The 25,123-nt window shown below is 70.1% G+C and carries 18 protein-coding genes and 2 tRNA genes; 7 read left to right on the forward strand and 13 right to left on the reverse strand.

What is annotated here, in order from left to right; genetic code table 11:
* Positions 1-6: 6 nt before the first annotated feature.
* Positions 7-79, reverse strand: a tRNA-Arg gene (locus H180DRAFT_RS04030).
* A 265-nt stretch (positions 80-344) separates the two neighbouring features.
* A tRNA-Ser gene (locus tag H180DRAFT_RS04035) sits at positions 345-436 on the reverse strand.
* Positions 437-946: 510 nt separating this feature from the next.
* Here H180DRAFT_RS04035 and H180DRAFT_RS04040 point away from each other — a divergent pair.
* Positions 947-4,744 carry a PAS domain-containing protein gene (locus H180DRAFT_RS04040; RefSeq protein WP_055484591.1) on the forward strand — a complete coding sequence of 1,266 codons (3,798 nt, stop codon included), beginning with the start codon at positions 947-949 and terminating at the stop codon, positions 4,742-4,744.
* Between the two features lie 131 nt (positions 4,745-4,875).
* Here H180DRAFT_RS04040 and H180DRAFT_RS04045 read toward each other — a convergent pair whose 3' ends face one another.
* The 5 genes from H180DRAFT_RS04045 to H180DRAFT_RS30250 all read right to left on the reverse strand — a co-directional run bounded on the left by H180DRAFT_RS04045 (position 4,876) and on the right by H180DRAFT_RS30250 (position 9,922).
* A complete protein-coding gene (locus H180DRAFT_RS04045; RefSeq protein ID WP_055484592.1) occupies positions 4,876-6,528 on the reverse strand; it encodes a long-chain fatty acid--CoA ligase in 1,653 nt (550 codons plus the stop codon).
* A 167-nt stretch (positions 6,529-6,695) separates the two neighbouring features.
* A complete protein-coding gene (locus tag H180DRAFT_RS04050; RefSeq protein WP_055484593.1) occupies positions 6,696-7,583 on the reverse strand; it encodes a hypothetical protein in 888 nt (295 codons plus the stop codon).
* Positions 7,584-7,645: 62 nt separating this feature from the next.
* Positions 7,646-8,047: a peptidase inhibitor family I36 protein gene (locus H180DRAFT_RS04055; RefSeq protein WP_055484594.1), complete on the reverse strand. Its 402-nt coding sequence runs from the start codon at positions 8,045-8,047 to the stop codon at positions 7,646-7,648.
* Positions 8,048-8,421: 374 nt separating this feature from the next.
* The gene (locus H180DRAFT_RS04060; protein ID WP_079099823.1) at positions 8,422-9,042 is read right to left on the reverse strand and encodes a SigE family RNA polymerase sigma factor; all 621 of its coding nucleotides are present in this window, start codon (positions 9,040-9,042) and stop codon (positions 8,422-8,424) included.
* A gap of 217 nt (positions 9,043-9,259) precedes the next feature.
* On the reverse strand, positions 9,260-9,922 hold the full coding sequence (locus tag H180DRAFT_RS30250; RefSeq protein ID WP_254665864.1) for a DUF1906 domain-containing protein: 663 nt from the start codon (positions 9,920-9,922) through the stop codon (positions 9,260-9,262).
* On the opposite strand from H180DRAFT_RS30250, the gene H180DRAFT_RS30255 reads away from it, so the two are divergent.
* Positions 9,921-10,292, forward strand: coding sequence for a hypothetical protein (locus tag H180DRAFT_RS30255; RefSeq protein WP_254665865.1), 372 nt, complete (start codon positions 9,921-9,923; stop codon positions 10,290-10,292). The genes H180DRAFT_RS30250 and H180DRAFT_RS30255 overlap by 2 nt on opposite strands.
* A 285-nt stretch (positions 10,293-10,577) precedes the next feature.
* Here the strand turns inward: H180DRAFT_RS30255 and H180DRAFT_RS04070 are convergent, their stop codons facing one another.
* Complete coding sequence (locus tag H180DRAFT_RS04070; protein WP_368073107.1) at positions 10,578-11,696, reverse strand: LacI family DNA-binding transcriptional regulator; 1,119 nt, start codon at positions 11,694-11,696, stop codon at positions 10,578-10,580.
* A 676-nt stretch (positions 11,697-12,372) separates the two neighbouring features.
* Here H180DRAFT_RS04070 and H180DRAFT_RS04075 point away from each other — a divergent pair.
* From H180DRAFT_RS04075 to H180DRAFT_RS04095, 5 genes are all read left to right on the forward strand, one after another.
* A complete protein-coding gene (locus H180DRAFT_RS04075; protein WP_254665866.1) occupies positions 12,373-13,677 on the forward strand; it encodes an ABC transporter substrate-binding protein in 1,305 nt (434 codons plus the stop codon).
* Between the two features lie 158 nt (positions 13,678-13,835).
* Positions 13,836-14,759, forward strand: coding sequence for a carbohydrate ABC transporter permease (locus H180DRAFT_RS04080; RefSeq protein WP_254665867.1), 924 nt, complete (start codon positions 13,836-13,838; stop codon positions 14,757-14,759).
* Positions 14,756-15,589, forward strand: coding sequence for a carbohydrate ABC transporter permease (locus H180DRAFT_RS04085; protein WP_055484596.1), 834 nt, complete (start codon positions 14,756-14,758; stop codon positions 15,587-15,589). Before H180DRAFT_RS04080 ends, H180DRAFT_RS04085 begins: the two co-directional genes overlap by 4 nt.
* A 46-nt stretch (positions 15,590-15,635) precedes the next feature.
* Entirely contained in the window at positions 15,636-17,276 is a 1,641-nt protein-coding gene (locus H180DRAFT_RS04090; RefSeq protein ID WP_055484597.1) for a glycoside hydrolase family 13 protein, read from the forward strand.
* Positions 17,277-17,444: 168 nt separating this feature from the next.
* Positions 17,445-19,130 carry a glycoside hydrolase family 13 protein gene (locus H180DRAFT_RS04095; RefSeq protein ID WP_055484598.1) on the forward strand — a complete coding sequence of 562 codons (1,686 nt, stop codon included), beginning with the start codon at positions 17,445-17,447 and terminating at the stop codon, positions 19,128-19,130.
* A gap of 485 nt (positions 19,131-19,615) precedes the next feature.
* Here the strand turns inward: H180DRAFT_RS04095 and H180DRAFT_RS04100 are convergent, their stop codons facing one another.
* The 5 genes from H180DRAFT_RS04100 to H180DRAFT_RS04120 all read right to left on the reverse strand — a co-directional run bounded on the left by H180DRAFT_RS04100 (position 19,616) and on the right by H180DRAFT_RS04120 (position 25,091).
* On the reverse strand, positions 19,616-20,638 hold the full coding sequence (locus tag H180DRAFT_RS04100; protein ID WP_055484599.1) for a Gfo/Idh/MocA family protein: 1,023 nt from the start codon (positions 20,636-20,638) through the stop codon (positions 19,616-19,618).
* Complete coding sequence (locus H180DRAFT_RS04105; protein WP_074466622.1) at positions 20,635-21,759, reverse strand: Gfo/Idh/MocA family protein; 1,125 nt, start codon at positions 21,757-21,759, stop codon at positions 20,635-20,637. Before H180DRAFT_RS04105 ends, H180DRAFT_RS04100 begins: the two co-directional genes overlap by 4 nt.
* Positions 21,760-21,900: 141 nt before the next feature.
* A complete protein-coding gene (locus H180DRAFT_RS04110; RefSeq protein WP_079099826.1) occupies positions 21,901-22,830 on the reverse strand; it encodes a carbohydrate ABC transporter permease in 930 nt (309 codons plus the stop codon).
* Complete coding sequence (locus tag H180DRAFT_RS04115) at positions 22,823-23,818, reverse strand: carbohydrate ABC transporter permease (RefSeq protein ID WP_074466623.1); 996 nt, start codon at positions 23,816-23,818, stop codon at positions 22,823-22,825. Before H180DRAFT_RS04115 ends, H180DRAFT_RS04110 begins: the two co-directional genes overlap by 8 nt.
* Before the next feature lie 4 nt (positions 23,819-23,822).
* Entirely contained in the window at positions 23,823-25,091 is a 1,269-nt protein-coding gene (locus tag H180DRAFT_RS04120; RefSeq protein ID WP_055484600.1) for an ABC transporter substrate-binding protein, read from the reverse strand.
* Positions 25,092-25,123 lie beyond the last annotated feature (32 nt).

Below are 25,123 nucleotides of genomic sequence, written 5' to 3' on the forward strand. Positions count from 1 at the left end.
CTGCTGCGCGCTCGGCAGGATTCGAACCTGCAACCTTCTGATCCGTAGTCAGATGCTCTATCCGTTAAGCTACGAGCGCTTGCCGCGTGGGCTGTTGATCAACCCTGCGATGTTGCGGGAACAACATTACATGAACGGCACCCAGAGGCGAAATCGGTAAGCCATACCCCTTCTGAGCTGCGGAAACCCTCTCGCGAACCCCCTCCGTCACGCGCTTCGGCGCCCTCCCGGCGACGCGTCTCGGGCGACGTGCGCAGACCCGGTGCCGGACACACGAAACCCCGGCTTCGGAAGCCGGGGTTCGGTGATCTCGGAGATCGGCTGCGGCCCCTGGGGACCGGAAGCGGAGGCTGAGGGATTTGAACCCTCGATCAGGGGGTTACCCCGAAACCGCATTAGCAGTGCGGCGCCATAGACCAGACTAGGCGAAGCCTCCAGGCACATCCGCCGTCGCTGACGGATCGGTGCGTGCTGATGATGGCACAGCCTCACCGGCTGTCTCCAATCGGCCCTACCGTACTCGGTTCCGATGCCGCCCGGCAAAGCGATTCGCGGCACCGACCGCCGATGACCGGGAACGTTCCGCAGGTTGACGCGGGACGCCGGCGGCCGCGGCCCGCGCGGTGCGTTGGAGCAGTGGCACAACCATCCGCGCGACGCCTCCACTCGACGCCGTCGACCGCTCCCCGGCTCTCGTCACCGGATTCGCCGCCCGGGGCCCCGCGGGCGGGCCCCGGGCGGCGGTCGCGGCCCGGCGGAGTGCGGGCGGCGGGCCTCGCCGCCGTCTTGTGCACTCCGCACAGCACTGGCCGCCGGAACGGCCTCTGCCCGTAGACTTCCCTCTGGTGGCATGCCCGGGGTCAGCGGCACACTGGCAGCCGTGACCGGACGGACAGGACCGGGCGACCGGTCACCGGCACCGTGTTAGCAGGGAGGAAATTCCGTCGTGAGCAGCCGGCCATCCCGAGGCGCTGCTCGTCTCGCCGCCATACTCGACGCACTGCCTGACGCGCTGCTGCTGGTCAACTGCAACGGCACGGTGGTGAACGCCAACACCATCGCGCTCGAAGCGTTCGAGGCCCCCGGCACCGCGCTGGTGGGGCGAGGGCTGCTCGACCTGCTGCCCGAATTCGACTCGAAACGGATTCCGGGTTCGATGCGCAGGCCGGACGAGGCCGCCGCCGAACTCGAGCAGCGCCAGCGGCCGACCCGCATGGTCGCCAGGCGCACCGACGGCAGCGAGTTCTACGTCGAGGTCACGAGCGCCAACCTGGAGGACGGGCGCACGCCGTACGCCTCCGCCTTCGAGGCTGCCTTCGCCGACCACGGCCCCGGCCACTCCTACACGGGCGACGAGCTGCTGATGCTCGTCGTGCGCGACCTCACCGGCACCCTCGACACGGAGGCCGAACTCGCCCGCCAGCAGCGGCAGACGGAGATGATCCTGCGAGCCGCGTCGGAGGGCGTCCTCGGCGTGGACACCGAAGGGCTGATCGTCCTCGTCAATCCGGCGGCGGCGCAGATCCTCGGCTACCGCGCCGGGGACCTCGGCGGTCAGGAGCTGCACTCGCTGCTGCTGCACTCCCGCCCCGACGGCAGTCCGCTGCCGTACGAGGAGACCACTCTCAGCGACACCCTCAAATCGGGCCGCAAGCACCGCGTGCGCGCCGGCACGGTCCTGTGGGCGAAGGACGGGCAGGCGGTGCCCGTCGACATCACGACGGCTCCGGTGCGCGACGGGGACCAGCTCGTCGGGGCCGTGGTCACCTTCAGCGACCGCCGCGCCCAGGAGGCGCTGGCCTCGCGGCACGAGCAGTTGCTGGCCGTGCTGCAGGACTCGCTGCGCGGGCCGCTGGACCGGCTGCGGGACGAGCTGTCCGGGCTGGCAGCCGACCCGGCCGGGCAGCTCTGGCCCGAGGCCAACCAGATCCTCCACCACCTCGCGGCCGGCTACGCGCGCATGACGACGCTCGTGGACAACGTGCTCGGCTACCAGCGCCTCGACGCGGGCCGGGAGAAGCTGCGGCGGGAGATGACGTCTCTGGACTCGGTCGTGGCCAACGGTGTCGAGGGCGCCGTCGAGCTGATCGGGCCGGGCCGCGCACAGTTCGCGGTGCACGCGCCGCCGATCGAGGCCGAAGTGGACGGGGAGCGGCTGACGACGGCGCTGGCGCATCTGATCGCGGACGTGGCCGGTGTGGACGCGACGGGCAACACCACGGTGGTGACGCCCGGGGCCGACACGACGATCGTGGTCGCCGCGGCGCAGCGCGGGGACGTCGTACGGATCGAGGTGCGCGGGCCCTACAGCGGGGGCAACCCCGTCCATCTGCCCATCGTCCGCGGCACCGTGGAGCGGCACGGCGGTGTGCTGCAGACGCACGAGGTGCCCGGCGCGGGCGGCAGCGCGTATGTGCTGGAAGTGCCTCTCAAGGCGGACGCCGGGGGCGGCGCTGCCGAGACGTCCGCCGGTGGTGACCGGGCCGGTGCCACGGGCGGCGGGTCCGACCGGCGAGGCCGCGACGGGCACGAGACGACGGTGATGCCGGTGCCCGCGCAGCCCGTGCGCGGCACGGAGGCGCCGGCGGCGGAGCAGGCCGCGGGGGCGTGGACCGGTACGGGCGACGTCTCGGACGTGCCGCCGGCCGCGGGCATTCCCGACCAGTTCCAGGCACGGAACGCGCAGGATCAGCAGCAGGCCTCGGACGGAGGGGCGCCGACCGGCCGTCGCCGTGGCCGCCCCAGCGCGGCCGAGGAGCAGCACCAGCACCAGCAGCAGGCCGCCGCCGCACAGGGCGGGGCCGTTCCTCAGCTTCCTGCCGCCGCCGGTGACTCCGCCGAAGGTGCGGAGCATGCCGGTGCGGCAGTGCCGCAGCAGGCGGGTGCGGGCAGGCGGGCGCGGCGGACGCTCTCGCCGCCGCCACCCGGTACGGACGGCGCCGGCGTGCAGGCTCACGCCGCGGACGGCGAAGACGCCGCGGGCGTTCAGCGGTTGCCCGCGCAGCAGCAGGCTCAGCCGGGCACGGGACGGAGGGGACGCCGGCCCGTACAGGAGCAGCCGGGCCAGGCGGCGCCGCCGGAGGCGCAGCCCGTACAGCCGCAGCAGGGACAGTCCGGTCAGGGCGACGAAGGCGCCGCGCAGTCCGGGGGCCGCAGGGCGCGCAGGCTGGCGCGGGCGCAGACCGAGGGCGAAGCGGTCCCGCAGGGCGCCCAGTACGCGGCCCCGCCCGGTCAGCCGCAGCCCGGGAGCAACGGTGCAGGTGCCGTTGCCGGGGAGGCGGTGCCGGCCGGGCAGCAGAACGGTGCCGTGCCGCAGCAGGTGCCCGCCCAGCAGGTGCCCGCCCAGCAGGTGCCCGCGCAACAGGTACCCGCCCAGCAGGTGCCAGCCCAGCAGGTGCCAGCCCAGCAGAGCGCCCCGCCGCCGGAGCAGGAGCCCGAGCAGCCCGAACAGCAGCCGGTGGAGCACTCGGTGGTCGCCGCCAGCCCCATCCTCGGCGGCGGCCCGCTGCCGCAGAACATTCCGCAGCAGCCACGGGGGCTGCCGATGCCCGGCGCCCCGAGCGCCGAGGAGCAGGCGTCCTACGAGACCGGGCACCACCGTGTGCAGACGCTCGGCCAGGGGGTGCCCGTCGCACCGGGAACGGCGGAGAGGCCCGGCGGGCCGCAGTCCTACGGGCATTCCGTGCCCCGCGCGGTGCCCTCGCCGCACCAGGGGCACACGCCGGCGCCGGGGACGGCCATACCGTCCACCCCGTCGACGCCGCCCGGTTCCGGCAGGCGCCGCAAGCTGGCGGAGCCCGCGCGGGAGGGCGGGCAGCAGCCCGCCGGGCGTCCGGGGCAGGCCCGCCGTGGGCCGGCGCCGGGCCGCGGAAACCAGCCACCGGCGCGCGAGTTCACCATCGGCGCCCCGGCGGCGGGCTCGGCCGAGGGCCCGGAGCCGCTGGACGGGCCGAACAGTCCCGTCGAGATGAGCGACGGGCGTGGTGTTCCTGTTCCAGCCCAGGGAGTGGACGACGAGCTGCCGCCTGAGCCGCTGGACAATCCGCGGCGGCTGCTGGTGTGGCCCGAGCCGGACGCCGCGACGCAGCACGCTCTCGCCGCGCACGGCTACCGTCCCGTCGTCGTGCATTCTCGCGACGAGGTCGCGGCGCAGATCGCGGCCCGCCCTGCCGCGCTGTTCGTGGACCCGCTCACCGGCCCGATCACCCGTACCGCGCTGCAGTCGCTGCGTACGGCGGCGGTCGCGGCCCAGGTGCCCGTCATGGTCACCTCGGGCCTCGGGCAGGCGACCCGGGAAGCCGCGTACGGCGCCGACCCCGCGGTGCTGCTGAAGGCCCTCGCCCCGCGCGACAGCGAGCAGCACCCTCCGCGTGTGCTGCTCGTCGAGGAACGGCCGCCGATCGCGGGCGCGTTGGCGGCTTCCCTGGAGAGGCGCGGAATCCAGGTCGCGCACGCGCAGACGGACGAACTCGCGGTGAACGTGGCGGCGCAGATGCGGCCGAACCTCGTGGTGATGGACGCGATGCAGGTGAGCACGCGGCGGCCCGGGATCATCGACTGGCTTCGCGTGAACGGGCTGCTGAGCCGCACGCCGTTCGTCATCTACACGTCGGCCGACATGAATCCGGCGGACCTGCCGCGGCTGGCCACGGGCGAGACGGTCCTCTTCCTCGCTGAGCGGTCCACGAGCGACGCGGTCCAGCAGCGCATCGTGGACATGCTGAGGAAGATCGGCGCTCAGTGAGCGTCCCGCCCGGAACATGATCTCCGCGCGTCGACCCCGGCGGGCGCGGCCGGTTCGCCGAGGTGCCCGCCCGGCGCCGGACGTGGCGGGACGGGGCCGGCTTGCCGGGCCGGCCCCGTCCCGTCCCCTCCTCACATCCGGGTGACGTCAAGCTCTCCCGCCGCGTACTGCCGCCGCAGCACCTTCTTGTCGAACTTGCCGACGCTCGTCTTCGGCACCGCCGGGATGACCGCCCACCGCTCCGGCAGCTGCCATCGCGCGATGCGCTCGGCGAGGAAGTCGCGCAGATCCTCGTAACCGACGCCTTCCACGCCCTCCTTGAGGACGACGGTCGCCAGGGGCCGCTCCCCCCATTTCTCGTCCGGCACCGCCACGACCGCCGCCTCCGCGACGGCCTCGTGCGCCATGAGCGCGTTCTCCAGCTCGACGGAGGAGATCCACTCGCCGCCGGACTTGATGACGTCCTTGGCGCGGTCGGTGAGCGTCAGATAGCCGTTCGGGGTGATCACGCCGACGTCGCCGGTGCGCAGCCAGCCGTCGGGGCTGAACTTGTCCTCGGGGCGCAGGGGTTCGCCGTCGGCGCCGCCGTAGTAGGCGCCGGTGATCCACGGGCCGCGCACCTCCAGTTCGCCCGGCGACCGGCCGTCCCAGGGGGCGAAGGTGCCGTCCGGCGCGGCGAGCCGCGGCTCGACGGAGGCGGGGAAGCGCCCCTGGCTGATGCGGTAGGGCCACTCCTCCTCCGGGCTGAGCCCCGCCGGCGGGTGGCCGAAGCTGCCCAGGGGCGAGGTCTCCGTCATGCCCCAGGCGTGGCAGACGCGCACGCCGTGCTCCTCCTCGAAGGCCCGCATCATCGCGGGCGGGCAGGCCGAGCCGCCGATGGTGACCATGCGCAGGCACGAGATGTCACGTGGTTTCTCGGTGAGTTCGCTCAGCAGTCCCTGCCAGATGGTCGGGACGGCGGCGGCGTACGTGGGACGTTCGGCCTCGATCATCTCGGCGATCGGGCCGGGCTGGAGAAAGCGGTCCGGCATCAGCATGTTCACGCCGGTCATGAAGGTCGCGTGGGGAAGTCCCCAGGCGTTGACGTGGAACATCGGCACGACCGGCAACGCGGTGTCCGCGTCCGTGAGGCCCATGGACTGCGTCATGTTGACCTGCATGCTGTGCAGGTACATGGAGCGGTGGGAGAAGAGGACGCCCTTCGGGTCTCCGGTGGTGCCGGAGGTGTAGCACATGGCGGCGGCCTCGCGCTCGTCCAGCTCGGGCCAGTCGTACGTGGTGGGGCGGCCCTCGAGGAGCTGCTCGTAGTCGTGCACGGGCTGGCGGCAGCCCTCGAGCACGGAGATGTCGCCGGGCCCCACGACGACGATGTGCTCGACCGTCTCCAGGGAGGGCAGCAGCGGCGCGAGCAGCGGCAGCAGGGAGCCGTTGACCACGATGACGCGGTCGGCGGCGTGGTTGATGATCCACACCAACTGGTCCGTGGGGAGGCGGAGGTTCAGCGTGTGCAGCACCGCCCCCATCGAGGGGACGGCGAAGTACGCCTCCACGTGCTCGGCGTTGTTCCACATGAGGGTGCCTATTCGGTCCTCGCGCACGACGCCCAGCTCGTCGCGGAGCGCGTGGGCGAGCCGGGCGGCGCGCTCACCCGTCTCCCCGAAGCTCTGCCTGCGCGGCTCTCCCTCCCCCGTCCAGGTCGTGATCCGTGATTCGGCGTGAACGGTCGATCCATGACGGAGGATGCGTGAAACGAGCAGGGGTACGTCCTGCATTGTGCTGAGCACCTGGGGCCTCCCCGAGTTACGGACGGGTACTGTGCTGCGATTCTGGACGCATACCGCGCGGTACGTCACTACTGCGAGGCCAGTTCTTCGGGGCGGAACCCGAACCCGCAGCCCCCGCCCCCCGGCGGGCCCGGGCCCCGGGCAGGCGGACGGTACGACAGCAGCCGTCATCCTCGGCCGATGACCGCACGCGCGTTCCGCAGGTTCTCCTTCTTCACTGAGGCGAGTTCACGGAAGAACTCGGGGGTCTTCTCGACCTGCTCTCGTTCGAGCCTCTTCTCGGCGGAGAACCAGAGACCTACGAGGCCCGTCCGGTCCTTGCAGCGGACGTCGGCCGACGCCGTGGCCCTCTCCCGCCGGGAGGCAGCGGCGGACTCGTCCGACGAGCCCTTCGACCACCAGCGGGCGTCGTTCACCGCCTCGGCCGGCTTGTCGTAGTCGAAGCCCTTCTCGCGCATGCAAGCGCTCCACGCCTCCATGGCCCGCTCGACCTCGGGCACCTTCTGGGACTTCTCGAATATGCGCGCATCGATTTCGCTCAGCTTGTCGTAGTCCGGCTCGCGGCCGCCCGAGAGCCGTTCATCGGCCTTCACAGCACAGCCGTCGCCCGAGAGTGCCGCCGTCTTCGCACCGGGTGAGAGTTCTTTCTCGCGCGAAGCCTCCCGCTCCTTCACTTCGTACGGGTTCATCAATTCTTCCGGTGCGTGATAGCCGAACTTCTCCGCAACGGCTGATTCCACGACCCCGTACCGGCGGCGGTTCTTCACGTCGACCGCATCAGGCGGACGCTCGACGCTCTTCCACTCGTAACCCTTTTTCCGCATGCATTTCTCGATGAGCAGATCGGAAGCATCCGAGACGGTGTAATGCTCCTTCAAGGACAGCACATATCTGTCGAATGGCAGAACGAGCAGCCGGGTTTCGGCGGACGCCTTGGGCATGCCGCCGGCCGAGGCCGGCTCCTTCCGCTCGGCCGCCTTGCCGCCCTCTTCCACACCGCCGCAGGAAACGGTGAGAAACAGCAGCGAAACGACCGCGATCGTACGGCGCGACACGGGCCCCCCTTCCCGTGAGGCGCTGGTGGCCGCTGTGCACAGCGGCCACCAGCGCCGGTCGGTCAAAGGAACCTGAGTGAACTGGCGCGGTTGTCGAACCCGTTGTTGGAGAGGTCCGAGTCGCTGGAGTGCTTCTTCGCGTAGTACGTGCGGCCGGTGAAGCCCCGGCCGTCGTACAGGACGGCGGCGCGCGAGGTCTTGTTCCTCATGGAACTGGCGCCGTTGTTGACGCTGTTCGCAGCGCCGGTCCACAGGTTGTTGGTGAAGTCCCTGTCGCTCTTGGCGAAGCCGTGGTACCCGCCCTTGTAGTCGTCGTGACGGTAGATGTGCAGCTTCGCGGCATTCACCGACGCCTCGGAGGCGACGGCACTGTCACCCGGGGCGGCGACGGCGGTCGGCGCCGCGAGCACTCCCCCTGCACAGAGCGCGGCGATCCCCACTGCCGTTGCGATTGCGCGCTTCATACATCCCCCTCTGTTCGAATGTGATTGCGTCACTCCGGCCGCACGGAGACAATAAATCCGATTTTCGGAATCTCCCCCGATTTCTTCTGCGGCCGAGAACAACTCAAGGGCATCGGCACGCGGAAGTCAAGGCCGTTTATTTCACACGACTGCAACCTCGGCATGGGAATTTCAAATTCCGCAACAGTGCCCGACATCCGCCACATCCGCCACGCAGAAAATGCGGAATTCCCCATTCGACGGGACAAGAAATGTGCATGTCAGCCATTTCACCGGAGAACAGAATTCCGGCCGTACGCCCCGGAAGAGCGATGCACATGCAGCAGCGCCCGGCACCGGACGGCCTCGCCGTCCGGTGCCGGGCCCGATGCCGCTCAGGCGGCGGCAGCCTCCGGCTCCATGGCCGCAGTCGCCCCCGCGGGCTCCGCCGGCTCCGGGAGGTCACCGCCCAGGACGTCCGCCGCGAGCTGCGGGTCCTCCCGGAGTTTCGCGAGGGCACGGGAGACGGCGCTCTTGACCGTCCCCACGGAGACTCCGAGCACGGCGGCCGTCTGCACCTCGCTCAGATCCTCGTAGAAGCGGAGCACGACCATCGCCCGCTGCCGGGCGGGCAGCCCGAGAACGGCGTGCCACAGCGCGTCGCGCACGGCCTGCGCCTCGGCGGGGTCGGGTCCCTGCTGCGGCTCGGGCTCGGGCAGTTCGTCGCAGACGAACTCGTCGACGCGGCGCTTACGCCACTGCGAGGTGCGCGTGTTCAACAGGGCCCTGCGCACATAGCCGTCGAGGGCCCGGTGGTCCTCGATCCGCTCCCAGGCCAGGTACGTCTTGGTGAGCGCCGTCTGAAGCAGGTCCTCGGCATCGCAGGGGTTGGCCGTGAGCGAGCGCGCCGTGCGCAGCAGCACCGGCCCGCGGGCCCGCACGTACGAAGTGAACGTCAGCGGCGTCATGGACGGAGAGTCGCTGCCGGCCTTCCCGGCTGTACCAGGCGTGGTCATGGTCCAACGCTAGGAGCGGGCGGACCGCGGCGGATCGCCCCGAGGTCCCGAAGCCGCCTCCCCCTCTGGGGGGAGAGGCGGTGCCGGAGTCACCTCCGCAGGGTGGACTCGGTCGTACGCCGGGTTCGGGGTGCGTCAGGGGCGCGGCTCCGGGTTGCGGGCGCCCCGCCGTGGTGCGGATCGGGGACAGCGGTGCAGGACGGTGTTCTGACGGGGCTCAGGGGACGACGGCGACGGGGGCGTCCACGAGATTGCGGTCGATGTTGAGGCGTCGGCCGCCGTAGGTGCGGGTCACGTTGCCGTCGTGCTGGTGGATGCGGCGGTGCGGGTGCCAGGCTCCGGCGTCGAGGTACTTGTGGTTCAGGGACGCCGGTGCCTTCCAGTCCGCGAACCACACTGCAGCCGGAAGGTCCTTGCTGCCGGCTTTGCGCGCTCCGTTCATGTGCGCGATGCCGGAGTTCGCGCTGCTGTAGAAGCCCGGGTGGTAGCCCGCCTTCCGCACCGCACGGTTCCATCCCTGGACGAAGCGGAGCGTCGTGGCCGCGCACCGGGTCGAGGAGTTGTCGTAGGCCTCCATGTCGAGGTAGATGGCGCTGTGCTCGGCCATGCCCAGCTTCTCGGCGGCGGCCACCGCGTCGCGTCCCTCGCGCTCGCCGCGCCGTCCGGGCGCCTTGTGGCTCATCGCGTACCGGCGCTTGCGTTCGGCCTCGACGCAGGGCGACTGCGAACCGACGTAGATGGGCAGCACCTTCCAGCCCATGCGGTCCACGGACCGCACCCAGGAGTCGGTGAGGTTCGGCTGGTCCGGGCATGCGCGGCCATGGCCCCCGATGTAGACGCCGACGGCGCCGAACGGCGATGTGCCGTGCCATGCGCGCATGAGGGAGGACGAAGGGGTGTGGCAGGTGTCGAAGGCCTCGCCCTGGAAGATCTCGGCACCTGGCAGGCGGGGGTCGCGCCTGAGACGCCCGTTCGAGCCCGAGCCGGTTCGGCCCCTCGGAGCGGCGGTCGCGGTGGCCGTCGGGGTGAAGGCGCGGGGCGCGGTGGAGGACGGGACCGAGGTCGAAGTCGAAGCCGGCACGGGGATCGAGGCCGGGATCGAGGCCGGAATGGAGGCCGGGATCGAGGCCGGGGCGGGCGACTGTCCGCTCCCGGCGCTCGCGGCGTGCGCGGCGGGCTGGTCGGCACCGGCGAGACCGGTGAGCACGGTGATCGAGGCGAAAGAGACGGCAGCTCTGCGAATGATGTGATTTTTATGCCACATGGGCCGAGTGAACGGGCTTTCGCCGGCGGCACCGCTCAGGCTCGCCGCATCCCGGGCGGTTTCGCCCGACTGGGCCGCCCCGTGGCCGCCGCGGTGCGGGCCGGGTGCCCGAACGGGCCGGGCCGCCGGGCCCGTTGCCGCCGTCCGGTCCTGCGGGTGCGCCCCGCGGCCGCGCGTACCGCTACTGCAACTGCGGTGATGGCGACGGCGGTTCGCCGCACGAACCGTGGGCGGCCTCCGGCGGTCGGTCGCGCCGTTCGCCGACGAACCGTCAGGGGCCGTCGCCGGAGCGACGGGGGGACTCCGCGTGGGGCGAGTCCGCGTCGGGCGAGTCCGCGCCGCACTGGGGCGACGGCGTCTCCTCGTGCGCCAACGGCGCCGTACTGGCCCGCAGGATCAGGCGTGTGGGCAGGACGATGTGCTGGCCCCGGTCGGCATCGGGGTCGTTGACGAGTGAACGAGCCAGTTCGCCGGCGACACGTCCGATGTCGGAGGGCGACTGGGCGATCGTGGACAGGTCCGACCAACGGGCGACTTCGTGGTCGTCGAAGCCGAGTACGGACATCCGCTCGGGGACGTCGATGCCGCTCTTGCGCAGGGTCCAGAGGACCGAGACGGCAGCCTGGTCCTGTTCGGCGAAGATCGCGGTGGGGGGCTGCCGCAGGCTGAGCAGCTGCCCGACCGCCTCCACGACTCTTCGCTTGTCGCCGAAGCTGGAGGCGGTGACCACGAGATCGTCGTCCGGGGGGATTCCCGCTTCGGTGAGCGCCTGACGGTAACCGGTCAGCCGTTCGTTCGAGCTGAAGCTGAACCCGCTCGGACCGACCGTTTTCACGAAGGCGATACGGCGGTGCCCGAGGTTGAGCAGATACTGGGTACCGCGGCGTCCCCCGGCCACATCGTCGATGTACACGCTCGCTCGTCCCTCGGCGTGCTGGCTCACATAGATGACCGGAATCTCCAGGTCGTCCAGACGCGCAGCCTCCTCCTCGGTGAGGTCGAAGGAGAACACCAGCAGGGCGTCGGCGTTCCGCCGGGCCGGGAGGCGTTCGAAGAAGTCGGCGCGTTCGGCCATGTCCGGTGTGACGTAGATGAGCAGATCCATGCCCGCCGCGCGCAGTATCGGCGCCAGGCTGTCCAGCGCCGAGCCCATGAACCACGAATTGAGAACGGGCGTGAGCACGGCCACCACCCCCGTCTTGCCGGTGGCCAGGCTGGCGGCCTGGCGCGAGACCGCGAAGTTCAGTTCGCGGGCCGCCTGTTCGACCCGGACGCGGACTTCGGGCGAGACGGTGGAGAGTCCGCGCAGCGTGCGGGAGACGGTGGAAGGGGAGACCCCGGCCCGTTCGGCGACGTCAACCATCGTGGGGTGCCGTTGTGCTGGTGGCATGACGGGGACGCTAGCACGGGAAGCCCCTTTCATCAGCAGTTGATGACAGCGCTGCCACGGGAAGCTGACGACAGTTCAACCTTTGAATGCTTGGCTTTTCTCACACCAAAACGGACAATTCGTAGCAGAGTTCTGCGAGATCCCTGCGTGACACCCATTGACTTCCCGCATATGCATCCATACGTTGAACGCGCTGTCTTGAAGTAGTCAACGCCATGCACGCATGGCGGGCGTCTTCATGGCTTTGACCTGCAGTTCGGTCGTTCAATCCGTCTATGACAGCGCCTCTATCGGGTGTTTGAGCGTCCATGCACACCGTCTGAAAGTGCGGCCGGTGAAGGGATGAGATTCGCATGGCTGCAGCGAGTTCCGAGAAGGTCACCCGGCGCTGTCCCCGGAGCGACCGCTCCGCTGCCGATGGCCCGCATCCGGCCGTTATCGATGGAGAGTTCGTTGCCCGGACCTTCACCTACGTGACCCGCCGGGGCAACCGTGACGACGGGACGGATGTCGCCGTCATCGCTGCTTCCACCCGCAGAGTTCGCACCGCCGAGGACCGGCGGACGACTGTGCGCCTTCGTCCCGACGGGGACTAGCCCTCGTTCGCCGAAAACGGGTCGGCGGCTGCGTGCCGGAACGATCCGCCCGATTCGGTTCCACCGTTAGGAGAGACAACGTGAAGACCAGTGCTACCAGGGCGGTTCAGTGCTCGGCCGTCGTTCTTGCCGGCCTCATGGCCACCGCCTGCGGTTCGTCCGGCGGCGATGACGCCGCTCAGAAGAACCCCTCGTTCAAGGGTCGCGGCCCCATCAAGTACGTGGCGGGCAAGGACGCCGGCGGGTCCGTTCAGAAGGTGATCGACAAATGGAACAAGGCGCACCCGAAGGAGAAGGTGACCTTCGTCGAGCTGCCCACGGACGCCGACGCGCAGCGTCAGCAGATGATCCAGAACGCGCAGACGAAGTCCGACGCGTACACGGTGCTGTCCCTCGACGTCGTGTGGACTTCGGAGTTCGCAGCCCATCAGTGGATCGACCGGCTGCCCGCGGACAAGTTCCCGCTGGACAAGATGATGAAGCCCGTCGTGGAGACGGGGAAGTACCGGGGCGGGCAGTACTCGATCCCGCACGCCTCGGACGGCGGTCTTCTCTACTACCGCGACGACCTGTTGAAGAAGGCCGGCGTCGACAAGGCCCCGACCACCTGGGCGGAGATGAAGGACGCCTGTGACAAGGTCAAGAAGCTCCCCGAGGGGAAGGGAATGTCCTGCTACGCGGGGCAGCACCAGAAGTACGAGGGTCTGACGGTCAACTTCTCCGAGGCCGTGAACTCCGCGGGCGGCGACGTGCTCGACTCGAAGGGCAAGCCGAACCTCGACACCCCCGAGGCGAAGAAGGGCCTGGACTTCCTCGCCGATTCCGTCAAGGACAAGACGATCCCCAAGGAAGCCACCACCTACCAGGAGGAAGAAGGCCGACAGGCCTTCCAGGGCGGCAAGTTGATATTCATGCGGAACTGGCCGTACGTGCACTCCCTCGCATCGAAGGACGACGGTTCCAGCAAGGTCGCGGGGAAGTTCGACGTGGCCCCTCTGCCCGGCCTGAAGGGGCCCGGCACCTCCAGCCTCGGCGGCCACAACCTCGCCCTGTCGTCCTCGGCGAAGAACAAGGCCACGGCGATCGACTTCATCAAGTTCTTCACCAGTGAGGAGAAGGCCCGCTTCGCCCTCGAAGAGGCCTCTCTCGCCCCGCCCTACGAGAGCCTCTACACCGACGAGGAGATGGTGAAGAAGTTCCCGTACCTGCCCACGCTCAAGAAGTCGATCCTGACTGCCCAGCCGCGTCCCCGCGTCGTCAACTACGGCGACGCGAGCAGCGCGATGCAGAAGGAGGCCTACGCCGCCATGACGGGCACGAAGAGCAGTGCGGAGGCCCTGAAGGACCTCCAGAAGGCCCTTCAGAAGCCCACGGCGCAGCAGTAAGGAGCAGCGGGCTCATGGTGGAAACGCATAACCCCGGCGGCAGTGCGACAGCCAGTGCGGATCGGTCGTCGCACGACCGCTCGGGCGGCAGTTCGCCCAGCGGGCCGCCGGCGCCGGCCAAGCGCCGGCGGCCCGGGGCGACGTCGGGATCGGCGCGGATGGCCGCACTGCTGGTCTCCCCCACGCTGCTGGTGCTGACGATCGTCGTGCTCTACCCCACGATCCTGGCGTTGAGGGACTCGCTCTACGGCACCGCGGGTCTGGACCCGAAGACGGGGTTCGTCAGCAAGACGGAACCGTTCGTGGGCCTGTCCAACTACGCCGACATCTTCGGGGAGGCCGGCTCCCGGTTCTGGAACGCCTTCTGGAACACCTCGTTCTTCACGGTCACCACGGTCACGCTGGAAACGGTGATCGGCGTGGCCATGGCGCTGATCATGCACAAGGCCTTCAAGGGCCGGGCGCTGGTCCGTGCCAGCATCCTGATCCCCTGGGCGATCCCCACCGCCATCTCCGCGATCCTGTGGCGCTGGATATTCAACAGCAACGGCGTGGCCAACAAGATCATCGGCGAACAGGTCCTGTGGACCACGGAGGGATTCCAGTCCCAGGTCGCGGTCATCATCGCCGAGGTGTGGAAGACCGCGCCGTTCATCGGTCTGCTCGTGCTGGCCGGCCTCCAGGTGATCCCCAAAGAGGTCTACGAGGCCGCCAAGATCGACGGGGCCACCGCACTGCGCCAGTTCTGGAACATCACCCTGCCCCTGGTGAAGCCCGCGCTGCTGGTGGCCGTGCTGTTCCGGACGCTGGACGCGCTGCGGATGTTCGAACTTCCCTACGTCCTCATCGGCGCGAAGAAGGCATCTGTGGAGACGTTGTCCATGCTGGCCCAGGACGAGGCGTCGAATGTGCGGTTCGGACCGGCCGCGGCGTACGCGGTGGTCCTCTTCATCTATGTCTTCCTGATCGCGCTCGCTTTCGTCCGGTTGCTGGGCACCGATCTCGTCCGTGACGACGGCACCCCCACCCCCAAGCGCCGCCGCCGGTGGCTGACACGACGTCGCACGGAGGTGTCGGCATGAACATCCCGGTAAAAATCCGCAGGTGGCTTCCGTATGCGGGTGTCGCCGTCGTGGTCGCCTACTGCCTGGCCCCGTTCTACTGGATGGTGGTCTCCAGCCTGCGGCGAACCTCGGACATCTTCGAGAAGACGCCGCTGCCGACCCACCCGTCCTTCGAGAACTACATCGCGGTCTTCGACCCCTCCCAGGCGTTCACCAGGGCGATGCTCAACAGCATCGTCGTGGCCGGCGTCACCACGGCTCTGGCTCTGGTGCTGGCCACCTTCACCGCCTACGCCATGGCACGTCTGCGGTTCCGCTTCAAGCGCGTCGTGCTCACGGTGATCATCGCCACCTCGATGTTTCCCGTGGTGGCGATCGTGGTCCCGCTGCTGAAGCTGTTCACGGACCTGGGCTGGATCAACACCTATCAGGCATTGATCGCGCCGAGCTTGTCCTTCGCGCTGCCGCTCGCGGTATGGAACCTCACGACCTTCTTCCGGCAGATGCCGGAAGAACTCGAGCACTCGGCCATGGTCGACGGCTGCACGCGGGGGCAGGCGTTCCGCAAGATCATCATTCCGCTTGCCGCGCCGGGCCTGTTCACCACCGCGATCATCGTCTTCATCATCGCCTGGAACGAATTCCTCATCGCCGTGACGATGACGAACAAGGAGGACATGCAGACCGCTCCTGTCGCGGTTTCCAAGTTCACCGGCGCCTCGGAGTTCGAGGTCCCGTTCGGCAGCCAGATGGCGGCGGGCGTTCTCGTCACCATCCCGCTCGTCGTCCTGGTGATCGTCTTCCAGCGTCGCATCGTTTCCGGCCTCACCTCCGGTTCCGCGAAGTAGCCCGGTCCTCTCCGCGAATCACTTACCCGAAGGAGCATGCAGCAGCATGTCAAGCACCGCACCCTGGTGGCGCAGTGCCGTCATCTACCAGGTGTACATCCGCAGCTTCGCCGACGGGAACGGCGACGGAGTCGGAGACATCGCGGGCATTCGCTCTCGCTTGCCGTACCTCAAGTCGCTCGGCGTCGACGCCATTTGGATAAACCCGTGGTACAAGTCGCCGATGGCCGACCACGGCTACGACGTGGCGGACTTCCGTGAGATCGACCCGCAGTTCGGCACCGTGGCCGAGGCCGAGCAACTCATCGAGGAGGCCCACGAGTACGGCCTCCGCGTCATCCCCGACATCGTGCCGAACCACACCTCCGACCAGCACGAGTGGTTCCGGGCCGCGCTGTCCGGGCGGCCGGGCGGCCCCGAACGGGAACGCTACATATTCCGGGCCGGCCGCGGCCCCGAAGGCGCCGAGCCGCCCAACGACTGGAGGTCGGTGTTCGGCGGCCCCGCCTGGACCCGGGTGCCCGACGGCCAGTGGTATCTGCATCTGTTCGCCCCCGAGCAGCCGGACCTCAACTGGGAACACCCGGAGGTCAGGGCGGAGTTCGAGGACATCCTGCGGTTCTGGTTCAGCCGCGGCGTGGACGGATTCCGCATCGATGTGGCGCACGGCCTGATCAAGCACCCCGAGCTGCCCGATCTGCCGCCCCGCGTCGACCCGGACGGCCCGGAGCCCCGGGAACGGGTGCCTCACCCGCACTGGGACCGCGACGAGGTGCACGACATCTACCGCGCGTGGCGTCGGGTGGCCGACGAGTTCCCCGGCGACCGGTCGTTCGTCGCCGAAGCGTGGGCGGAGACCCCCGAGCGGCTCGCCGCCTACGTACGGCAGGACGGTCTGCACACGACGTTCAACTTCGACTTCCTGATGGCCAGTTGGGGAGCCGAGCAGCTGCGGGCGGTCATCGACGACTCACTCGCCACGCTCGGCGCGGTCGGCGCACCGGCCACCTGGGTGCTCTCCAACCACGACGTCGCGCGCCCCCCGAGCCGTTTCGGCCGCGAGCAGGTGAAGAAGTGGGTGGCCAACGAGCGCTTCCGGCCCGAAGGCCCCCTCGACCTCGAACTCGGAACGCGGCGGGCCCGCGCGGCAGCCCTGCTGATGCTCTCCCTCCCCGGCGGCGCCTACATCTACCAGGGTGAGGAACTGGGCCTGCCGGAGGTCGAGGACCTGCCCGACGACGCCCTGCAGGACCCGATGTGGGAGCGGTCCGGGCACACCGACCGGGGACGTGACGGCTGCCGCGTGCCCATCCCGTGGTCCGGGGAGACCGCGCCGTTCGGCTTCAGCCCCGAAGACGCCACCGGCGAGCCCTGGCTCCCGCAGCCCGCGTACTGGAAGGAGCACAGCGTCGGGATCCAGACCGGTGACGACGCATCGATGCTGGAGCTTTACCGCAGCGCCCTGCAGCTGCGCCGCGACCACCCTGCCCTCGGTGAGGGCAGCCTGACCTGGCGGGACGCCCCCGAGGGAGTGCTCGCCTTCGACCGTGACCCGGACTTCGCGTGCGTCGTCAACTTCTCGGCCGAGCCGTACCGGCTGCCGCAGCACGAGAAGGTGCTGCTCGCGAGCCGGGAGCTGGAGGACGGCTGCCTGGCTCCGGACTCCGCGGTGTGGCTCGCACTGTAAGCACCGCCGTCCGTACGGCTTCCGGGTCCGGGGCTCCCCCGGGCGCGGGAGGCCGTCCAGGTCGCCGGCGGCTCCTGCTCGACGACTCCGCGAGCCCCTGAGCCACCCGGCCCGCCCCATCGACACCAGACCGCTGATCCGCACAGGACCGCACGAGCGAGGATTGACGTGACCGACCGCACCGCAGCCGCACCGCACCGCCAGGACGGCCCCGACTGGTGGCGGCAGGCCGCCGTCTACCAGATCTACCCCCGCAGCTTCGCCGACTCCGACGGCGACGGCCTGGGCGACATACCCGGCATCACCTCCCGGATGCCGTACCTGTCCGAGCTCGGCGTCGACGCGGTCTGGCTGAGCCCCTTCTACCCGTCCGCGCTGGCGGACGGCGGCTACGACGTCGCCGACTACCGCAACGTCGACCCGCGTCTGGGCACGCTGGAGGACTTCGACGCGATGGTCGCCGAGGCTCACCGCTTCGGCATCAAGGTGATCATCGACATCGTCCCCAACCACACCTCGGAGGACCACGAGTGGTTCCAGCAGGCCCTGCGCGCCGAGCCCGGATCGCCCGAGCGGGAGCGCTACGTCTTCCGCCAGGGCAAGGGCGAGAACGGTGAACTGCCGCCCGCCGACTGGGAGTCCGCGTTCGGCGGCCCGGCCTGGACCCGGCTGCCCGACGGCTGGTGGTACCTGCACCTCTTCGCGCCGGAGCAGCCGGACCTCAACTGGGAGAACCCGGAGGTGCGCGAGGACTTCCGCAAGACCCTGCGGTTCTGGTCGGACCGCGGCGTGGACGGCTACCGCATCGACGTGGCCAACGCCCTGATGAAGGACCTCGAGGACCCGCTGCGCGACCTGGGCCCGCGGCCCTACGACGAGCAGATGGCGGAGATGGAGGACGGCAGCCACCCGTTCTGGGACCGCGACGAGGTCCACGAGATCTACCGGGACTGGCGCGAGATCTTCAACGAGTACGACCCGCCCCGCGTCGGCATCGCCGAGGCGTGGGTGAAGAACCACCGCCTGGTGCTCTACGCACGTCCCGAGGGCCTCGGCCAGGCCTTCAACTTCAACTATCTGAAGACCGGTTGGGACGCCCGGGAGCTCCGCGAGGTCATCGACGTCTCGCTGCGCACGGCCCAGGAGGCCGGGGCTTCCGCGACGTGGGTGCTCTCCAACCACGACGTCGTCAGGCACGCTTCGCGCTTCGCGCTCCCCGACGGCGCCGACAGCAACGAATGGCTGCTCAGCGGCGGAACCGAGCCGCAGGCCGACGCCGAGCGCGGGCTGCGGCGGGCGAGGGCCGCCACCATGCTGGAGCTGGCACTGCCCGGGTCCGCGTACATGTACCAGGGCGAGGAGCTGGGACTGCCCGAGGTCGCCTCCCTCACCGAGGCGGACCTCCAGGACCCGACGTGGGAGCGCAGTTCGCACACCCGCAAGGGCCGCGACGGCTGCCGCGTGCCGCTGCCGTGGACGCGTACGGGCGCCTCGTTCGGCTTCGGCGGCGAGAACCCGTGGCTGCCGCAGCCCGCCGGTTTCGGCGAGCTGTCCGTGGAGGCGCAGGAGGGCGAGGAAGGCTCCACGCTGGAGCTCTACCGCGAGGCGCTGCGGCTGCGGCACAAGCTCGTCGGCACCGACGAGACGCTGACGTGGTGCGGCGAAAAGCCGACGGGGCGGGACGGGCTGCTGCACTTCGTGCGTCCCGACGGATGGCACTGCCTGACCAACTTCGGCACGGACACCAAGCCGCTGCCCGAGGGCGAAGTCCTGCTGAGCAGCGGCCCGTTGACCGGGGACGGCATCCCCGGGGAGACGACGGTGTGGCTGCGGGGCGGCACCGCCGAGGGCTGAGGCACGCCTGAAGCAGCGCGGAGCCGGGCGTGCCGCCGGGGCCTCAGGGCTGAGCGTCCCGGCTCCGCCTCGCCCGGCATGAGCGGCACGAGCGGCACGAGCGGCACGAGCAGCTTGGCGTCATGAACGGCACGGCGGCATTCCCCGGCCACCCGGGGAATGCCGCCGTGCCGGTTCCGTTGCGGTGCTGCTTCCGTCCCATGCGTCCGCCGCCTCGGCTGCGCCCGGCGCCCCCTGACCGGTCTCCTTCATGGGCCGGGACGCGGACGGAGGGGACTCAGCCAGGTCAGCCTCCCGCTGATGACGGACCGCACGGCGGTCTGCGCGCGGTCCTGCGACAGGACCCTTGCGACAGGACCCGCCAGAGCCGCTCACCGGAGGTCATGGCCGTCGCGTCGGTACCGGTGGGCACGCGCCGCCCGCCCGGGTTGCCCGGTACAACCCGGGCGCCCGGCCGGGGAGTTCGCGCGCCCGGCGGGGCGCGCTCAGCCCTCCAGGCGCACCGGCTGCCCCGAGCGGGCCGAGGCGTAGCCCGCCAGGGCGATGCGCAGTGAGCGCAGGCCCGCCTCACCGTCGGCGACCTGGACCGCGGACCGGGGCCCCGTCCCGTGGAGGAACGCCCGCACCATCGCACCGTCGAGGTCGCCACCCCACGGCAGCAGCACGCCCTCGCGCCGCGAATCGTCGAATCCGGAGACGACCTGCCCGAAGGCGTCCATCTCCACCGTGGCGCGCTCACCGACGAGTTGAAGCTCCAGACCGCCCCATGTGGGGTGGTGGTCGGGATGGCTCCAGCTGCAGTCGATGGTGGCGACGGCGCCGTTGTCGTAGCGGACCGTCACGAGGCCGGCGGTCTCCACCTCAACGCCGTCGGCCGCATACATGACGTTGTTCGTCTGGGCGTAGACCTCCTCGGCGCGGGCCCCGCCGAACAGGTCGTCCAGCAGGTCCGCGATGTGCACCGTGTGGTCCATCAGTGCGCCGCCGCCGGCCAGCAGGGGATCGGTGAACCAGGCGCGGGCGTCCGCCGGGAGCCGTCCGTTGTTCGCTCCGGCGACGGTCAGGACCCGGCCGGTTCCGCCGCTGCGCACCGCCTCCCGCAGCGCCGCGTAGGCGTGGCTGAAGCGCACGGGGTAGGCCACGCCCAGCCGTACTCCCGCCTCGCGGCAGGCCGCGACCATGGCCTCGCCGTCCTCGACCGTGGTTGCCAGCGGCTTCTCGCACAGCACGTCCACGCCGTGCTTGGCGGCGAGTTCGACGAGCGGACGGTGCCCGGAGTTCTCCGAGGCGACGATGACCGCGTCGGGACCCCAGTCGAACACCTCCTGGTAGGTGGCGGCGTACGGAACCCCGAGCTGCCCGGCCAGCGCGCTGCCGCGCACCTCGCCCGCGGGCGCCGATCCGGCGTCCGGATCGCTGGTGAGGAGTTCGACGCCGTCCATGCCGCTGAGCAGCTTCGCGTAGCCCGCCGCGTGTACGTGGGCGAACGAGAGCACGCCGACCTTCATCGGGTCACCTCCCCTGTCTCGTGGGCCTGTTGGCCCTCCTGGACGGCTCGGATTCCTGGAACCGCCTCTTGAGCCGCCTCTTGATGCTTCCGGGGTTCCCGGACTCCGGTCGCTTCGTCGTTCCCGCCGGCCATGTCGACCGCCCGCCCCGTGTGCGCCGATTCGGCCGCCGCGAGTGCGATCCGTACCGCCGCCAGACCGTCGCGTGCGCTCACGCGCGGTGCGGGGCCGCCGCGGACCGCTCGGGCGAACTCCCGCAGCTCGGTGAGGAACGGGCTCTCGGTGAGGTTCGTCGCCGGAATGCCCTCGCCCTCGGTGGCCCGGCCCTGCGAGATCACGCGGAACGCCTTGGTCTGAGCGGAGTCGTGGTGGAGCACTCCCCGGCGTCCGGCGATGCGGAAGGTCGTGCGGAACTGCGTGTCGGGCAGCCCCCATACGCCGTGCACGTGGCTGACCGCGCCCGACGCGTGGGTGAGCACGGCGGTGCCCGCGGCGACGCAGCCGGCGAGCGCGGGCGCCTCCTGATGCCCCCGTACATGCGCGTGCACCCGGGCCACCTCGCCCGCCAGCAGCCTCGCGAAGTCGAAGTCGTGGATCATCTGGTCCACGAGCAGACCGCCGGAGAGCGACGGGTCGGCGAACCAGGGCGACCACACCGGGTAGGTTCCCGTCCGCGTGAACCGCAGCACCGCCGGCTCCCCGACCGCACCCCCGGCGACGGCATCCGCCATGGCCGCGTACTCGGGGAAGTACCGCACCACGTGCGCCGGGAAGAGCAGTACGCCCGCGCGCTCCGCCTCCGCGATCATCTCCTCGACGTCCTCCACAGTGAGCGCGAGGGGTTTCTCGCACGCGACATGGCGCCCGGCGCGCAGCGCGGTGAGGGCGACCTCCCGGTGGGTGTGCGTGGGCGTGCAGACGTCGACGGCCTCGGCCTCGTCCAGGAGTTCGCCGAGGCTGCTCGCCGCCCGAACGCCCTGCTGCGCGTACTCCGCGGCCAGCTTGCCTCCGCTGTCGTCGGGGGTGAACACGGTGACCCGCGCTCCCAGTTCGAGCCACGCGGGCAGGTGGGCGCGGGCGATGCCGCCCGCGCCGATGAGCCCCACTGCGAGTTCCGGCATAGGGGAATGCCTTCCTTGTCGGGTGTGCGGATGGCGGGTGTGCACAGGGGAGTCGAGTGCCCTCGGCGGACCGACCGGGCTGTGCCGACCGGCGGGCCCGGCCGCTTCGGCGGGGCCCCGGCCGCTCAGCCCTGCGGGCCGTCAGCCCTTCGAGCCGCTGAGCGCGATTCCCTGGACGAAGTGGCGCTGGAGCAGCACATAGAGGAGCAGCATGGGGAGACTGGCGATGACCGAACCGGCCATCATGACGGGGTAGTTCGTCATGAACTGCCCCTCCAGGGAGATCAGTCCGGCGCTGACCGGCGCCTTCGCGGGATCGGTGTTGACCACCAGCGGCCACAGCAGGTCGTTCCACGACCACATCGCCGTGATGACGGCCAGAGCCGCGAGCGCGGGCCGTACGAGCGGAAGCATGATGCTCCAGAAGATCCGGAAGGGACCGGCCCCGTCGATGCGGGCGGCTTCCTCCAGTTCCTTCGGCAGCGCGAGGAAGAACTGCCGCAGCAGGAACGTGCCGAACGCGCTGAACATGCCGGGCAGGAAGAGCGCCGGGACGCTGTTGAGCAGCCCGAGCTTCGTCATGATCTCGTGCTGCGGAAGCACGAGAAGCTGCGGCGGCACCATCAGCACCGACAGGAACAGGGCGAACAGCAGGTTCCTGCCTCGGAATTGCAGCCGCGCGAAGGCGTAGGCGGCCAGGGAGCAGAAGACCAGCTGCCCGAGTGTCCGGCCGGCGGTGTTCAGAAGGCTGTTGGCCAGCATCTCCTCGAACGGCACGGCCGTGAAGACCTGTTCGAACGCGGCCCAGGTCCACGCCTCCGGCAGGAACGTCGGAGGCACGCGCACGGCCTCCGGCATGGTCTTGAAAGCGGTCAGCAGCTGCCACAGGAAGGGGAAGACCATCGCCAGCGCGCCCAGCGAGAGCACCGCATGGGTGGCGACGGAGCCGGGGTCGACCCGCCGGCCGCGCGCCGGGTGCCGGGAAGCGGGAGCCGCGGGAGCCGCCGGGTGCGGCGCCGTCGTCAGGGCGGCCGCCGCGGCGGCCGGTGTCACGGGGGCCGGTTCAGGCATAGTGCACCCACCTCTTCTGGAGCCGGAACTGCAGGTACGTGAGGGCCGCCGTCAGCAGCATGAGGAGGAAGGCGAGGGCCGCGGCCGCGCCCTGGGCGTTCTCGTCGAAGGCCCACTTGAAGAAGAGCGTCACGACGGACTGCGTCTCGCCGAGCGCCGGGTTCTCGGGGCTCATCATCACGAAGATCAGGTCGAACTGCTGAAGGGAGTTGATGACGCAGATGACGGACGCGAAGAAGATGCTCGGGCTCAGCAGCGGCAGCGTGATGCGGAAGAAGCGCCGCACGGGCCCGGCACCGTCGATCTCGGCGGCCTCGTGGCACTCCCGCGGGACGGCCTTGATGCCGGCGGTGAAAATGATCAGGTAGTAGCCGATGTGGGACCAGATCATCACGGCGCCGATCGCGTACACGGCCGTGGAGGGGTCGGAGACCCAGTAGCGCCCGTCGACCCCGATCCACGACAGCGCCTCGTTGACCATGCCGAAGTCGCCGTTGTAGAGCCAGTTCCAGACCAGGCCGACGGCGGCCGGAAGCGTCACGAACGGCATGAAGTACAGCGCACGGTAGACGGGGACGCCGCGCAGCCCGCGCCGGTTCATCAGCTCGGCCAGCACGATGGCGACGGGCAGCGTCATCAGCCCCATCACCATGTACAGCAGCGTGTTGCCGAGTGCCTTGCCGACGGTGACGTCCCGCACCACCCGTTCGTAGTTCTCGCCGTCCACCCAGGAGTTGCCGCCGAAGGCCCCGAACGAGGTGAAGCTGAACCAGAAGGTCTCCAGCAGCGGCCAGATGTAGAAGACGACGAAGCCCAGCGCGAGGGGCGCGATGAACAGATACGCGGCCCGCTGCGAGCGGCGGCCCGGCCCCTTGGCACCGGCACCCGTCGCCGGGGAGCGCGTGCCGTCGCCGCCGCGCCCGCGCCCTCGTTCGCGGAACCGCCGTTCGGCCTTCCGGGCCCCGGCCGTGGAGGGAAAGACAGCCATCTCGTCACTTCTCCTGTTCCAGGGCGAGGTCCATCTGGCGGGCCAGGGTGCGAGAGGCGCCCTCGATGCCGCCCTTGCCGGTGAACGGGCCGCCGAGCAGCTGAGGTTGGAGGTTCTCCCACACCGCCGTGTGCTTGGAGGCGGGATAGGGGACGGCGTAGTCGAGCATGTCGGTGAAGACCTTCAGGTCGAACTCCGGCATGGACTTCACCCACGCATCCTGCGTGCCTTCGTACGAGGAGATCGTCACCCCCTCGCGTGCCTGGATCTCGGCGGCCTTCCGCGAGCCCAGGAACTTCACGAACTGCCAGGCGGCTTCGGCGTTGGGGCTCTTGCCGGATATGGCCGCGGCCAGGCCGTGGATCGTGGTGGCGCGCCTGCGCCCCTCGGGCAGCACGGCGACGCCGCCGTGGTCCTTGATGGCGGGCTCCGCGTACATCTGGGAGGCCATCGCGGAGAGGTCGTAGTTCATGGCGACCTTCTCCGACAGATAAAGCTGGCGGCCCCTCGTGTCGGTCATCGCGCTCTGCGACGGGGAGTGGCCGCGGTCGATCAGGTCGGTCCAGAAGCGCAGGCCGTCAATGGTGCGCGGGTCGCCGAAGCCGGAACGGCCGTCCCGGATGACGTAACCCCCCGCCTGGGCAATGGTGTTGTAGTAGGTGTACTGCCTGCTCATCTCCGCGGCGATGCCGTGGACGCCCGCGCGGGGGTCGGTCAGTTCGGCCGCCGCGTCCCGGACGGTGTCCCAAGTCCAGCTTTCGTCCGGGTACTTGATGCCGGCCTTGTCGAAGAGCTCCTTGTTGTACCAGAGCCCGATCGTGTCGAAGTCCTTCGGCATCCCGTAGTGCGTGCCCTCGTAGGTGTACATCCGCAGCAGCTCCTCCGGGTGAACGCCCATGTCGAACCCGTCGCGCTCGATGAAGGGATCCAGGGGCCGCAGCACGCCCTCCGACGCGTAGAGCTGGAGGTTCACCGCGTTCATCCAGAACACGTCCGGGGCGGAGCCGCCGCGCATCGCGGTCTTGAGGGTCGTCCAGTACGAAGTGAAAGGCGTGACCTGGACGTTGACGGAGATCCTCGGATGTTCCTCCTGGAACGCCTTGATGATCTTCTCCATGCCTGCGACCTGGAGCGGGTCCCACATCCCGTACGAGATCGTGGTGCGGCCGCCGGAATTGCGCGAGGACGCGCCTCCCGCGGAACAGCCCGTGGCGGCGCCGGCGGCGACAGGCGCAGCGGCCAGCGCTCCGGCGAGCAGTGTTCTCCTTCGCATCGGCGACTCCCGGGGGACGGTGTGGGCACGGA

This window comes from Streptomyces sp. WMMB 322 (assembly GCF_900090145.1).
Lineage (GTDB): Bacteria > Actinomycetota > Actinomycetes > Streptomycetales > Streptomycetaceae > Streptomyces.